Origin of the sequence: Shewanella sp. BF02_Schw, from assembly GCF_014596695.2 — a bacterium.
Classification (GTDB): Bacteria; Pseudomonadota; Gammaproteobacteria; order Enterobacterales; family Shewanellaceae; genus Shewanella.
Window position 1 is genome coordinate 626,563 of sequence record NZ_JABKAW020000002.1, and the last position, 14,429, is coordinate 640,991.

Below are 14,429 nucleotides of genomic sequence, written 5' to 3' on the forward strand. Positions count from 1 at the left end.
AAGTGAATTCAAACTGCAGGTTTTAATTTCTGAAAGTTATCATTAATTGTATCACCGAGTGTATCGGCAATATCGGGGAGGGTGATGCTAAAAAAGTCAGTGATTTTTCGTCGGAATTCTTTTGTCGTTGCGAAGTATTGCCCATTCCTCGCATGCTTATTCATTACCTTCCACAATCGTTCTATTGGGTTTAAATTTGGACTATAAGGCGGCAGGTAATGCAATGTTATATTCAGATTTTTAGCCTCTTTAACTACTAAGGCATTTCGATGGTATCCAGCGCCATCAAGCACCAAATGGATAACACCACTTGTTGAGTAACGCGCTCTAATTTGGTTTAAAAAATCGATGATGGATGCACCGTTAACCGTTTTGCTATATTGCTCAATGACCGCTTCTGTTAAGTGACCAAGTCGGATTGCACCAACCACGTTAATACGGGTTCGGCTTCCCGTCGTTTCTATCGGTTTATCAACGCCTTTTTTTATCCAGCCTGCGGTGATTTTTGTGGCTTGGGTCGGATGAACCGCATCCATAAATAATAACGGTTCATCAGGGGTTAACGAGGATTTTAGTTGCTCATAATATTCAATGAAAGCCGTTTGTTTGTCTTCATCAAATTTGTGAGGAACCCCTTTAGGGTTTTTATAGCTGAACTGATGTTTATGCAGCCATTTATTGAGGCCTGACACTGTGTACTTAATCTGAAATTGTTCTGAGATATAAGCGACTATTTGATGGCTATGCAAGTAGGTCACCTCACACAGGTGTGCAATCAATAGTTCAGTTTGCTCTTGACTCAGATAACTTAAGGAGCCGCCACTATTACACGTGAGTTTTTGGTCGTGAGCATAGGCATCAATGTATCGAACTACGGTCGTTTCGTGAATACGTAACGCTTGGGCAATCATTGGCGTTGGCCAATTTTCATCGCGTAGTAAAATGGCTTTAATGCGATCACACTCACGCCTATCACTCGAGCTTTTATGTCGAGTTTCCAATGCTACTTTTTGTTCTGGCGAGAGTGTAATTTGTTTCATGGGGCTATGATGATCCCATTTGGGACAAAATCAAGCATTTTCAATGATCACGGGTATAGATGGTTAAGCTAACAAACTATTGCAACTCAATAAAGTGAGACCTATCGCAAAATCATCCAATATAATAACCGTTTTACAACATTGTCAATCCACTGCCCATTGCTGCAAATCCTATTACCAACCATACAAGACCAGGCTTAAAGACTTTTAATACACTAAAACCAATGATCACTAATGCCATGTCTAGCGGCATGATCACCGCACTAGTGAACACGGGTTGATATAGCGCCGAAAGCAATAAACCAACAACGGCTGCATTTACCCCCGCTAACGAACCGGCTATGGCAGGATGCTGGCTAATAGAATGCCAACTTTTTAAGCCCACCAGCATCAATAAAAAACCTGGAAGGAAAATAGCTAACGTCGCCACTAACGCGCCCAAAATAGGAGATTCTAACCATAAATCTGCCCCTAAAAAGGTTGCTAAGGTAAACATAGGGCCAGGAATGGCTTGCGCAAGTGCATAGCCAGTTAAAAATCGATCAGGGGTAATGTATTCACCGACACTGGTTTCAAGCAAGGGTAATACCACATGCCCACCGCCAAATACTAAACTGCCCACTTGGAAGAATTGCGCAAAAATCTGTCCAAGACTGTCAGGTTGATTGATCAAATATAAAGATGCTGCGATGCCTATAATAAATAACGCTAACCAAGCATAATTAAGCTCGATAGCAGGTGTGTCTGGCGTAATACGCTCACCCCGAGTCATCAACATGACTCCAACAATAGCGGCCACAACTAGTACGCCAATTTGCATTAATAATGAAGGCATTAATATGATAGCAACGGCGGTGGCAGCCATGAGTATTTTAGCAGTTTTTCGTTGACAGAATTGATTGAACATTGACAAAGTCGCATCCGCTACGACCACTACTGCCAGTAGCTTTAAGCCATGAATAGCCCCCTCTACGGCCGTTATTTCCAACCATTGAGCACTGGTCACAGCAAATAAAAACATCAGTAAAAAAGACGGCAAGGTAAAACCTAAAAAGGCGGCTAATCCGCCCAATAAACCACCTCGGTGATACCCAATTGCAAACCCTATCTGGCTTGAGCCTGGCCCAGGCATAAACTGACTCAGGGCGATAAAACTTGAATATTGTTTACCGTCTAGCCATTGTAAGTCGTCAACAAATGCTTTTCTAAAATAGCCTATGTGAGCCGCAGGGCCACCGAAACTGATTAACCCTAACGCTAAAAAGCGACTGAAAATTTGCCACATAGTCCTAGTACCTTTTTTATGTTAATAAACAATGTTATGACATTGAGATGACATTTTTATGATGACAACATATACCACAACCTAACAGCTACCTTTGTTCGATATAATCTATAATTTAGCGACACCAAACGAGTACTTAATTTCGATTATAAAACACCTTAATTGATAGCAAAGACTATTACAGCTGTTCTAGCATAACCAGCACTTCAAAATGATCGGTATGAGGAAACATATCAAACATTTGAACTTTGGTGATTTGATAACCCGTAATGCACTCTAAATCGCTCATTAAGGTGTGTGGATTACAACTAGAGTAAACGATTGCTTTAGGCGCAAACTCACTCAATAAATCGCATAATGATTTACCTAATCCACGCCGAGGTGGATTGACAATAATAAGATCCGGTTTATCTTGAGCAGATTGTCCTTTGGCAAAATGAGTTGAATCGAGTGCACTAAAATCCACTTGTGTAAGCCCTAGTTTGGTTGCTGACAAGATGGCACATTCTATTGCTTCAGATTCGATCTCAATTCCAGTTAAACGGGTATTGCTGTTAGCGCAATGCAGTCCAAATCCACCGACACCACAAAATAAGTCCCAAATATAGTTCGGTTTGAATTCAGTAACCCACTCCCTCGCTATTTGATACAACTGGGCGGCAACCTCCGGATTAGTTTGAAAAAAGCTTTTTGGCCGTATGAACAACGGTACATTATTAAGTTGTTCTTCTAATCGTGTTGTTTCCGTTAAAAATATTTCCCTTTCGCCTTCTAGAATAGCCATGTGAATTGGCTGAATATTGGCCGAGACTAAGGTGATTTCGGGAAACTCTTGTAATAATTGGGGTAATTCTCGTTCAATTCTCACGATGGCTTGGTCACTACGTAATACAAAACGCAGCATAAACTGGCCACTACTTTGGCTGCGAGTCAGTAAAATAAATTTTAGCTCGCCTTTGCTCTTATCGACCCGATAAGGTGGTATGCCTGCTTGCTGCACAAATCGCTCTAAACGGTGTAGCAATAATTGCATATCTTTAGGGTATAACGAGCAGTCACATAAACTGACCGGCTCCCCTTTAGGATTAACCAAACCTAAAATAGGTTTGTGAGCTGCACCTAAAACGACCATTTTGGCTTTATTACGAAAACCTGATTCTGCGCTTAATATTGGCGCTAACCATTGTTTAACTGAGATGCCGCGAAACAAATCGGTTAATTGTTGTTGCTTTACACTCACTTGCTCAACCATAGGTAGTTGAATATTGCGGCATGACAGACAATCGCCACGCTCAAAATAATCACATTTCACAGCTGCTCGCCTCTCCGGAATTTAACATGGTAAATGCTTGATCACACAGTTGCTTTAATTGTTGTAAGTCTTCAATAGTGCCACCCACTTTACAACGCATCTGTTCAGGAATACTCAACGCTTGCTGATGTAATTGTTGGCCTTGCTCAGTAACATGTAATACTCGCACGCGTTCATCTAACTCACTGCGACCACGGCTCACTAAGCCCTTACCTTCTAAACGCTTTAGCAAGGGCGTTAACGTTCCAGAATCTAGATGTAATTTTTCACCTAAGGTTTTAACACTAATCCCCGGCTCTTTCCAAAGTACCATCATCACTAAATACTGAGGATAAGTCAGCGATAACTCATCTAATAATGGTCGATATGCGCGGATCATCGCATTAGTCGCACTATACAATGAAAAACACACTTGATTTTCAAGTGCTAGCGGGTTTTGCGCTAAAGGTAATTGAGACTCAGTAAGCGCTTTACTAGACATAGGCTTCACTCCACTAACCAATAATATGAGTTAATTATAACATTGGTTGTGCGCAACCTATAATCAAAAAAAGCTCAACGAATGCTTTTTAGCAAAAATGTGTCAAGCACTTCGATTTTCAGCCGATATACTATTACCATCCGACTTTATATTAAGGTTAACCATGTCAATTAGTGTTAATTCACCGTCTTCAATGCCAACAACGATTGATTCTGGCAGCAGCTTAAAAGTGGCCGTAATGGCTAAAGAACAGCAAAAGATTGAAGGTCAAATGGCATTGCAGCTCATTGAAGCAGCACAACCACCTGCGCCGCAGCCCGTTGGCAACAGTGGTCACAATGTTAATACCACGGCGTAAATGCTTATAGCCCTAGAGAATCTGTTCCTAGGGTTAATCATGCCATCACAACGGTAAAGATCTAGGCATCATTCGAGATAAACATACCTTGAACATCGTATTAGTATCGAAGCCATTTCAACGCATCATCTTCATCGTCGAAATATTTTATCTCGCCCGCAATAAACCAACTACCGACTTTGGCCGCCCATTCTTGCCAATCTCTATTGCCCCAAATGGCCACTCTTTCAAACTCAGATTTGTGCTTTAACCCCAGCTTTAAATCATCCCACGCGGCGCGCAAATCCCAGCCGTCGAGCTCGGTAGCATCGAGAAACAAACTCACTTTAGGTTGATCAACTTGGCTTAATGCCCCCTCTAGCATAGGGGTAATGACGAGATAGTCTTCGTGGGTTAATGTGCCAATGGCTTTTAATGTCACAAAAAACACATTTTTAATTCGGTTTATGCCTATCGATAAACCATGTTTCTTCATATCCATATCGTGACTCCTTTAACTATCAGCTTACTATCCGTTTACCATCCGTTTACCATCCGTTTACCATCCGCTTACACATTTACATGCACACGGCTATCCATAAAGCTTATTCATGCTTATATTTTAACCAATCATACAATGAAGTGTGTGCAGGATTGCACAAAAAACTAATGGGAAATTAAAATTGAGGTTTATCTGTGTCATATTCAGAGCATCATTTTGGTAAAAAATACCGCGTTATAAATAATCGCAAAATACTTTTTTTATCCGAAATCGGCGAAATTATGCACTGTTATTAATGGGTTATCCGACGGCCATCGTCTTTAGATAATTGCGAAAATATCACTGCGGCTAACATTGTCATAAGACCAACGGTAACGAAAGTCAGTTGGAAAGCGCCAAGTACCGTTCCCGCTGTACCGCTGCCGACATCGGTACTGAAGCCACCGAGCAAAGCACCTGCACACGCAACCCCTAAACTTAATGATAATTGACCTACTACCGACAATAGACTGTTACCGCTACTGGCATTAACATCATCAAGATCTATTAAGGTCACGGCATTCATGGCCGTAAATTGTAACGAGTTAATCGCGCCAAGAATCGCCAACAGAGCTAATAGCAACCAGTAAGGAGTTTGTTCGCTAACCAAGCCCATGGTCGCCAGCATAACGCCAAGCGCCAAAGTATTCGCGGTAAGCACTACTCGATAACCTAAGCGTTCGATAATCGGTCGAGCCACTGATTTGGCCATTATTGCTGCAGCGGCCAGCGGCAGCATACTCATTCCAGCCTGAGATGGTGAATAACCCAGTGCAACTTGCAGCAACAACGGCACCAAGAATGGCAATGCACCACTGCCCAAACGAGCAAACAGATTACCAAAAAGACCAATAGCAAATGTTTTGGTGTTGAATAGCGATGGCGAAAACAGTGGATTACTAATACGACCAGCCCGCAGCCAATATGCTATCAAACACGCCATACCACCAAATAACAGCAACATCACCCGTAAGTGCGGCAAGTGCAGTTCGCCGAGTCCTTCCATAGCGATGGTGATCAATAACATCGCAGCCCCAAACAACAAAAATCCGAAGCTATCGAAACGTGATTTTTCCTTACCACGCAGATCTGGAATGAACTTCCACACCGCATAACAACCAACTACACCGACAGGCAGATTGATTAAAAAGATCCAATGCCATGTCAAGTATTGCACCATCCAACCGCCCATCGTTGGACCAAGCAGTGGCCCCAGTAAACCGGGGATGGTGATAAAGCCCATAATCCGTACCAATTCCGAACGTGGATATGCCCGCAGCACTACAAGTCGGCCGACTGGCAACATTAAAGCACCACCTAACCCTTGTACCACCCGAGCACCAATCAGCATGTCTAATGAATTGGACAATGCACAAAGCAATGATCCAAAGCTGAACAATAAGATCGCACCAAAGAAGATTTTTTTGGTGCCAAAGCGATCAGCGATCCAGCCAGAAGCAGGGATCAGCAATGCCACGGTGAGCATGTAAGCGATAATCACGCCTTGCATACGCAGCGGGTCTTCATTTAAATCACTGGCCATAGCGGGTAATGCAGTATTAAGGATCGTTCCATCGAGTGACTGCATGAAAAAAGCAATGGCAACAACCCAGGGCAACCCGCGGGCAGTATCTGCATCAAGAACTTGGTTATCGGACATTGAACCTCCTTTTACCACAGCAGTGTAGCGACCCCAAGTAGCGCAAACAACACAGCACAACCGCGATGAATCAGTTTCATGGGCAATTTGTTAGCACTAAAATGCCCAGCCAGCACAACGGGGACATTAGCAATTAACATTCCCAATGTCGTGCCGATGACAACCCATGTCAGTGCTTGGTATTTTGCCGCTAAGACTACTGTCGCAATTTGAGTTTTATCCCCTATTTCAGCAATAAAAAACAAAATAAACGTCGCAGTAAAAGCACCGAGTTTATAGAAGCGATTATCATCATCATCCATTTTATCGGGTATCAGCACCCATAGTGCAATAGCAAAAAATGACCCGGCCACCAGATAGGTCGCCCATTGTGGATCAATCCACGCTATGGCCCATTGACCTAACCATGCAGCAAGAAAATGATTTAATAATGTGGCGAACAAAATGCCTGAGATTATAGCGGTTTTATTGCTAAATCTCACCGCGAGCAGTAAGGCTAATAATTGAGTTTTGTCGCCTATTTCAGCGATGGCAACAGTAAGAGTTGAGGCGAATAAAGCTTCCAATGTGATATTCCTAGGGGTAAATGACAACTAAGCACGAGCCACCGCATACCCCTTGATGCAGTTACTGTGCTTAGGTCTCGCTTGGTAAAATCACTGATTAACAGTGTGTTACTGTCTGCACCATGGCGTGAGGCCAATTATGTTGATACAGACATCTTGTGTGCCATAACAGCAAGACAAGATTAGCTACTCCCCTAAAACAAGTCGCATTATAACGATTAAATAATTTTATTCAACGCACTCATTTTACATTGTAAATTCGACATATAAATAACCCTACCCTACTCGTAACGCCGTAATGCTACGCTATTGCAAAAATCACGTGTAAAAAAGTTTGGTCTATTGTTGTGTAATTGTTTATAAACATAGCTGTTAGCCTTTAACAGTCAAAGATCCTTGCCTGCTCTGTCACCCTTCTGCTAATGTCCGACACAAATAAAATAATAATTAAACAGGACGTTTTCTGTGAATTTTAAAACTTTAGGTTCTATTTCGATTGTCGCGGGAACGGCAATTGGCGGAGGCATGCTAGCGCTACCATTAGCAACAGCAGCTTTGGGGATGATCCCCGCATTAATCTTATTAGTGGTTATTTGGGGTTTATCGGCTTACACCTCGTTACTGATGTTAGAAATTAATCTTCATAGTGGTGTCGGCGATAACGTCCATGCCATTACCGGTAAAACACTGGGCAAAGTCGGCCAGCTCATTCAAGGTGGCTCATTCCTTAGCTTATTATTCGCATTAACCATGGTGTATCTAATGGGAGGGTCATCGCTATTAGAAACCCGTTTACAACCCATCGGCATTAACATGAGCAACCAAGTCGCCGTCATACTGTTCACGGTTATTTTTGGTGGCTTGATTGCTATTGGTGTTAAATGGATTGATAAAGTATCACGCATATTATTTACATCGATGGTGGTGCTGCTTGTCATTGTGGTGGCATTTCTATTACCAGACGTTAATTTAATTAGTGCACTAAACAATTACTCAACCGATGTAGCGTCGGGCACCGCCCTGCAACAATTATGGTTAGCAGCCATCCCAGTGGTATTCACTTCATTTGGTTTCCATGTGTGTATTGCCACCATTGTGCGCTACTTAGAAGGTGATGCTGCATCACTTAGAAAAGTGTTATTAATAGGATCGACCATTCCACTGGTTTGTTACATCCTGTGGTTGCTCGTAACACTAGGTTCTTTAGGCGGCGAAACAGTTCATAGCTTTGGTGGTTCACTGCCGAAACTGGTTGCTGCTTTGCAAGGCTTAGCCCAGTCACACATTATCAGCCAAGCAATTGATCTGTTTGCCAACCTTGCATTGGTGACCTCATTTTTAGGTGTCACCATGAGCCTATTTGATTATGTCGCCGAACTGACCCGAGCTAAAGATGACGCTGTTGGTCGTGCTAAAACATGGTTGATAACCTTTATACCGCCGCTGTTATGTGCGCTTTACTACCCAGACGGGTTTTTCAAAGTGCTTGGTTTTGCAGCCATTCCATTAGTGGTGATGATTATCTATTTACCCATTGCGATGGCATTAAAGCAACGCGCGCAGAAAATGGGCGGTTATCAAGTGTCTGGTGGCACATTGGGGCTTATCGCCGCAGGATTGCTCGGCACATTAATTGTTGTGGCGCAGTTGATGGTGGCATTAGCCTAAATCCGATGACTGATAAAGTGGATTTGTAAGCGAGTTTTTCAAACGCTGTTAAGATAGTAAAACATTTGTTAAAGTCAGGCTTAGCCTGACTTTTTTGTTTTTATGGTCCGACGTTTTTATAGTCCGCCAACATTGACCTAGATGATTAAACAAGAAATCGACACGACTGACGGCAATATTGATTACCCGTGAACACCCCAAATGGAATTATTATAATGAAAAAATGGTTATTAACTGTCGCTATGGCAGCCAGCTTTGGCGCTGCGGCAGATGAAGGTATGTGGCAACCACATCAACTTCCCGCTATGGCTGATGAACTTAAAGCAAAAGGCTTAGAAATAAGCGCTGATTCAATTTCAAAATTAACCGAATTCCCAATGAATGCCGTTATCAGCCTGGGTGGTTGTACCGCATCATTTGTGTCGCCAAAAGGCTTAGTGGTTACCAACCATCACTGTGCCTATGGCTCAATTCAGTACAACTCAACCCCAGAAAAAAACCTCCTTAAAGACGGATTTTTAGCAAAAACTTACGCAGAAGAATTACCGGCGACACCTGGTTCACGTATTTTTGTAACTGAAGCGGTAACCAATGTTACTGATAAAGTTAAAGCAAACCAGATGGATAAAGTGGGTAATGAGTTTTATAAAGGTATAGAACTACAAGAAAAAACCTTAGTTGCTGAATGTGAAAAAGAAGATGGTTACCGTTGCCAGGTGTATAGTTTCCATGGCGGCCTAGAATATTATCTTGTTAAGCAGTTAGAAATTCGTGACGTACGTTTAGCCTATAACCCAGCCGCTAGCGTGGGCAAATACGGCGGTGATATCGATAACTGGATGTGGCCTCGTCATACCGGTGACTTCTCATTTTATCGTGCTTACGTATCTAAAGACGGCAAGCCTGCCGATTTTAGCAAAGACAACGTACCGTACGAGCCAAAAAGCTTTTTAAAAGTATCAGCTAAAGGCGTTAGCGATGGCGACTTTGTGATGGTTGCTGGCTATCCTGGCCGTACCAACCGTTATCGCACAGCCGATGAAGTTAACAATCAGTTTAATTGGGCTTATCCAGAAGGCAAAGTCCTACAAGAGCGCATGATTAGCATCATCAAAGAAACAGCCTCTGAAGGCAGCGACGAGCGGATTAAATACGAAAGCTTGATTGCTGGTTTAGCTAATTATGCTAAAAACTTTACCTCGATGATTGAGTATTATGGAAAATCAACCATGCTCGCTGATCGTGAGAAAATAGAAAGCGATTTAGCAAACTGGATTGGTAAAGATAAAAAACGCCAGCTGCAGTATGGCGAAACACTATCAAGCTTAGAAAAGTTAGTGGCAAAGAGTCAGCAAAATCAGCAACGTGACATTTTATTAGGTTACATCGGTTACACCACTATGGTCACTACCGCACGTGATTTGTATCGCTTAGCTAATGAGAAAACCTTAGCTGATATGGCACGTGAACCAGGCTACCAACAACGTGACATGACCAACTTCACTTCAAGCATGGAACGGATTGATCGCCGTTATGCCGCCAGTGTCGATAAAGCCCTGCTAGCCGATTTACTGACACGTTATGCTGCATTACCTGCAGAGCAGCATTTAGCCGCTTTAGACAAAGCATTTGGTATTGGCAGCAAGTTCGATGCTAAAGCATTAGCTAAAACACTCGATAAAATGTACGCCAACACCAAGCTAAATAACAAAGAAACTCGCTTAGCATGGATGAACAAATCGGTTGCCGACTTTAAAGCATCTAACGACCCATTCATTCAATTTGCAGTACAAACCTATGATGCTGACATGGCGCGCGAGAAAGAGAAAAAGCAATTAGAAGGTGACTTAATGAAAGTACGTCCACAATATATGGACGCTATCATTGCCTACAATCGCGAGTTAGGAAAACCTGTTTATGCTGATGCAAACTCAAGCCTGCGTGTAACGGTAGGTAACGTGAAAGGTTATTCACCACAGGATGGTTTAGTGGCGGTGCCTTTTACCCGCTTAGAAGGCATTTTAGCCAAAGACACTGGTGTTGATCCTTTCGATGCGCCAGCTAAACAACTTGAGCTGATTAAACAAAAGCAATACGGCGATTACTACGTCAAAGCGGTTGACTCTGTACCGGTTAACTTCTTATCTACCCTAGACACAACGGGTGGTAACTCAGGCTCACCAACCTTAAACGGTCGTGCTGAACTAGTGGGTTTACTGTTTGATGGTGTGTACGAAAGTATCATTGGAGACTGGGGATACGACGCACAAAGTAACCGTTCTATCCAAGTAGACAGCCGCTACATGCTATGGGTAATGCAGTATTTAGATAATGCTGACAACTTATTAGCTGAAATGGAAATCGTTAGATAACGTTCAGTTTACTGCACGTTTAAGACTCAATAACTCTGCGGTCGTTAATGGCCGCATTGTTTTTTCTGCAAGCTCATCAATACGTATATCTAATAATTGTGTTCGCATTAAATCAATCACCTTGTAACCTAATGCTTTGCACATACGGCGTATTTGCCGATTTAATCCTTGGGTTAATACAATCTCAAACCTGTCTTCTGCACTCGCCAGGCTCAATGGCCGAACTTCGCATGGTCGAGTTTGCACATCGCCATAACTGACACCCTTTGTCATCATCGATAGAAAACTAGCACTAATTGGCTTATCAACTTGGACCACGTATGTCTTAGGATGATAATAATCGGGATGCATGAGCGCTTGCGTTAATTGACCATCATTAGTGAGTAGTAGCAAACCACGAGAATCTTTATCCAAACGCCCTGCAGGATACAACCTTGGTAACTCAGGTAATACATGCAGTAAGCTGTGAGGATCATCAACTAATAAACGGCAATCCATTCCAACAGGCTTATGATATAGCCAATACTGTTTATCTTGCACAGCAAGGATCGGTTTATCGTCTACTAGAATTGTCTCGATTTCGCAAAGGTTAACTCGATCAGTGTGTTTAGCTAATTGATGATTAATACTCACTCGACCACTGTCGATAAGCCGTGCAGCTTGGCGTCTTGAGGCCACACCACACACCGCCAAATAATGACTTAATCGCATTGATGTCATAGACTTAATCGTATTGATATCATAGATAGTACTCAAGCAAGAATAAATAGACGTTAACGGGTTTCGAGAAATTGATACACACTATGTTGTTGAGTTTTAATGGTTGTCAGTAGGCTTAACCCAAGGCAAATACACCATAGAATATTCGCTTGCGTTAATGTCCACATGGCTGAAGACACAATACAATACTGAGGTAAATCCGTTGAGCACTCGGTAAAATCCAGCTGACTCCAATCGAACAACGTTAATAATAATAACCCACTACACAGTGAAATAATGCTCAAACTAAGCATTCGCTTGGTCATCGTGCTGCCAGGTTTAAAGTAATCAAGTAGGCAAATACAATGCAAAAAAATAGTACTGAATAAATAAAGCGTCGACGCTTTACGGTGTAAGTCTAGAAAGTTAATCGGAAACACACCCATTAGCACAATACTCACACCCACTACGCCACCAATAATGGCGATGTAGCGGCTCAGTAAATCAGGGAAAGTATTAAACACCGCCACCATGGCGAGTAAGAAGCATGAGCCACCCGCTAATAGTGATAAATTAAACACGATTGCAAACGACGAATGCATATAATCGCCAAGCGTATCGGGGCGGATCATCAACATGTCCAAATTGATGCCGTCGGCTTGCACGATTAACGCACTTCCTACACCAAAAGAGCAGATTACAGCCGCAGCCAATGACATAAATACAATCACTAGGTGTAAATCATAATTACGGACTCTATCTGTCACTGAACGATACTTATGTCAAAAATGGGATGAGAATGTTAACGCGGAAAGCAAAAAAGTAAAAGCCGATAATCACATAACCAAAAAACTAAACCTAAGCCCTAACTTAAAGCAAAATTTAAACAAAAACTTAAACCAAAAATAAAAATGCCCAATCGTTACTGACTGGGCATTGGTTGCAATAGCGGCTAAATCGTCACCTTAACTTTAATCTTGTTAACCTTAGCGACAGTGTGATTTACCCTGTAGCCAATTTAAGTACGTTGACGCAATATTACAATTATCACCGCTACAACGGCCAAAATCATACAGTACCAAGCATTAGACACTGCAGTTAATGGGCTGATGGTAAACACCGAGGCAATTAATAATGCTTGGGCACCATGTGGAATTAATCCCTGAATAATACATGCAAAGATATCTAAAATACTCGCAGCTCGTTTTGGCGATACCCCATGTTTTTCAGCAAGCTCTTTAGCAATGTCACCGGTGACCACAATCGATACTGTATTGTTAGCAACACAGGTATTAGTGGCGGCAACAATCGCTGCCATGCCTAACTCTGCCGCACGGCTTGATGCTTCGCCATTAGCTTTTGAAAAGCGACTGATTAAACCTTCAATTTGCTTACTGACAAAAGTTAATCCGCCTTGTTGCTGCATTAACGCCGCTAAACCACCGACTAACATCGACAGAATAAAAATTTCCTGCATATTGGTAAAACCAGTATAAATATCATTACCAAATTGAATAACGCTATAACCCGAGCTCAGCACGCCTGTCATGCCAGCAAGTACAATCCCTAACGACAACACTACAAAGACGTTTAAACCGATCACAGCTAACACCAGAATGGTTAAATACGGTAATACTTTTAATATTTCGATGTCCTGAGCTGCTATATCCGCTTGTCCTTGACCGACAATCGAAAAAGCAATCAAGGTGAGGATCGCCGCCGGTATCGAAAATACTAGGTTTTCACGGAACTTGTCTTTCATTTCACAACCTTGAGTACGTGTTGCCGCAATCGTGGTATCAGAAATAATCGATAAGTTGTCTCCAAATAATGCACCAGACATCACCGCACCCGCCATTAAGGCATAATCAATTTGTGCTTGGTCTGCGACACCTAGTGCCACTGGTGCTACCGCCGCGATGGTGCCCATAGATGTACCCATTGAGGTCGCGATAAAAGCGGCAATAACAAAGAAACCTGGCAATAATAAATTTGATGGGATAAACGATAAACCAAGCGCAACGGTGGCATCAACGCCACCAGTGGCTTTAGCCACTGCAGCAAATGCGCCTGCCAATAAATAAATTAAACACATGGCTATAATATTGCTATGGCCAATACCTTCAATAAAGGTTTCTATCGCACTATTTATTTTCTGTTTCGACAACAAAACTGCCAACACGATGGCAGGGAGAATCGCAATCACACTGGGTAATTGATAGAACGCATAATCAACACCTTGGCTTTGAAAATATAAGCCTGCGCCAATAAATAATCCTAAAAACAAAAATAACGGTAATAACGCCACAAACGATGCCGGGCTGTTTCCTGCTGTGGTAACTGATGAAGTAGCTTTGGTCAAAATGATCTCTCTTTATCTTAACGAATAGGGATTGTTGGATGAGAAAAGCGAGTACGACACAATCTCGGTCATCGGTGATTATTTAACAACAGATTCAAAGGTGCTA

The 14,429-nt window shown here is 42.3% G+C and carries 13 protein-coding genes and 1 riboswitch; of the genes, 3 read left to right on the forward strand and 10 right to left on the reverse strand.

All coding sequences use genetic code 11. The annotated features are described in order from the left end of the window. Window positions 1–8: 8 nt before the first annotated feature. The 4 genes from HNW13_RS11145 to HNW13_RS11160 all read right to left on the reverse strand — a co-directional run bounded on the left by HNW13_RS11145 (window position 9) and on the right by HNW13_RS11160 (window position 4,118). Window positions 9–1,040 carry an IS630 family transposase gene (locus HNW13_RS11145; RefSeq protein WP_124013279.1) on the reverse strand — a complete coding sequence of 344 codons (1,032 nt, stop codon included), beginning with the start codon at window positions 1,038–1,040 and terminating at the stop codon, window positions 9–11. Window positions 1,041–1,173: 133 nt separating this feature from the next. Then, the gene (gene chrA, locus HNW13_RS11150) at window positions 1,174–2,325 is read right to left on the reverse strand and encodes a chromate efflux transporter (protein ID WP_192115435.1); all 1,152 of its coding nucleotides are present in this window, start codon (window positions 2,323–2,325) and stop codon (window positions 1,174–1,176) included. A gap of 178 nt (window positions 2,326–2,503) precedes the next feature. After that, window positions 2,504–3,637, reverse strand: coding sequence for a 23S rRNA (uracil(747)-C(5))-methyltransferase RlmC (rlmC, locus tag HNW13_RS11155; RefSeq protein WP_101086158.1), 1,134 nt, complete (start codon window positions 3,635–3,637; stop codon window positions 2,504–2,506). Further along, window positions 3,627–4,118 carry a MarR family transcriptional regulator gene (locus HNW13_RS11160; RefSeq protein ID WP_192115434.1) on the reverse strand — a complete coding sequence of 164 codons (492 nt, stop codon included), beginning with the start codon at window positions 4,116–4,118 and terminating at the stop codon, window positions 3,627–3,629. Before HNW13_RS11160 ends, rlmC begins: the two co-directional genes overlap by 11 nt. Before the next feature lie 163 nt (window positions 4,119–4,281). Here HNW13_RS11160 and HNW13_RS11165 point away from each other — a divergent pair, with 163 nt between their 5' ends. Then, entirely contained in the window at window positions 4,282–4,476 is a 195-nt protein-coding gene (locus tag HNW13_RS11165; protein WP_101086160.1) for a cytoplasmic protein, read from the forward strand. A gap of 100 nt (window positions 4,477–4,576) precedes the next feature. Here the strand turns inward: HNW13_RS11165 and HNW13_RS11170 are convergent, their stop codons facing one another. From HNW13_RS11170 to HNW13_RS11180, 3 genes are all read right to left on the reverse strand, one after another. After that, complete coding sequence (locus HNW13_RS11170) at window positions 4,577–4,957, reverse strand: STAS/SEC14 domain-containing protein (RefSeq protein WP_192115433.1); 381 nt, start codon at window positions 4,955–4,957, stop codon at window positions 4,577–4,579. Window positions 4,958–5,249: 292 nt separating this feature from the next. Continuing rightward, window positions 5,250–6,656 carry a multidrug transporter subunit MdtD gene (gene mdtD, locus HNW13_RS11175; RefSeq protein ID WP_192115432.1) on the reverse strand — a complete coding sequence of 469 codons (1,407 nt, stop codon included), beginning with the start codon at window positions 6,654–6,656 and terminating at the stop codon, window positions 5,250–5,252. Between the two features lie 11 nt (window positions 6,657–6,667). Continuing rightward, window positions 6,668–7,222, reverse strand: a complete 555-nt coding sequence (locus HNW13_RS11180) for a TMEM165/GDT1 family protein (RefSeq protein WP_192115431.1) — start codon at window positions 7,220–7,222, stop codon at window positions 6,668–6,670. A 96-nt stretch (window positions 7,223–7,318) separates the two neighbouring features. Beyond that, window positions 7,319–7,429, reverse strand: a riboswitch (yybP-ykoY riboswitch). Window positions 7,430–7,687: 258 nt separating this feature from the next. On the opposite strand from HNW13_RS11180, the gene HNW13_RS11185 reads away from it, so the two are divergent. Then, a complete protein-coding gene (locus HNW13_RS11185) occupies window positions 7,688–8,890 on the forward strand; it encodes an aromatic amino acid transport family protein (protein ID WP_101086163.1) in 1,203 nt (400 codons plus the stop codon). A gap of 215 nt (window positions 8,891–9,105) precedes the next feature. Further along, on the forward strand, window positions 9,106–11,262 hold the full coding sequence (locus tag HNW13_RS11190) for a S46 family peptidase (RefSeq protein WP_192115430.1): 2,157 nt from the start codon (window positions 9,106–9,108) through the stop codon (window positions 11,260–11,262). A gap of 3 nt (window positions 11,263–11,265) precedes the next feature. Here HNW13_RS11190 and HNW13_RS11195 read toward each other — a convergent pair whose 3' ends face one another. From HNW13_RS11195 to HNW13_RS11205, 3 genes are all read right to left on the reverse strand, one after another. Further along, entirely contained in the window at window positions 11,266–11,973 is a 708-nt protein-coding gene (locus HNW13_RS11195) for a 23S rRNA pseudouridine(2604) synthase RluF (RefSeq protein ID WP_192115790.1), read from the reverse strand. 62 nt (window positions 11,974–12,035) lie between these two features. After that, window positions 12,036–12,728, reverse strand: coding sequence for a hypothetical protein (locus tag HNW13_RS11200; protein ID WP_157822783.1), 693 nt, complete (start codon window positions 12,726–12,728; stop codon window positions 12,036–12,038). Between the two features lie 251 nt (window positions 12,729–12,979). Beyond that, a complete protein-coding gene (locus HNW13_RS11205) occupies window positions 12,980–14,323 on the reverse strand; it encodes a Na+/H+ antiporter NhaC family protein (protein ID WP_192115429.1) in 1,344 nt (447 codons plus the stop codon). Window positions 14,324–14,429 lie beyond the last annotated feature (106 nt).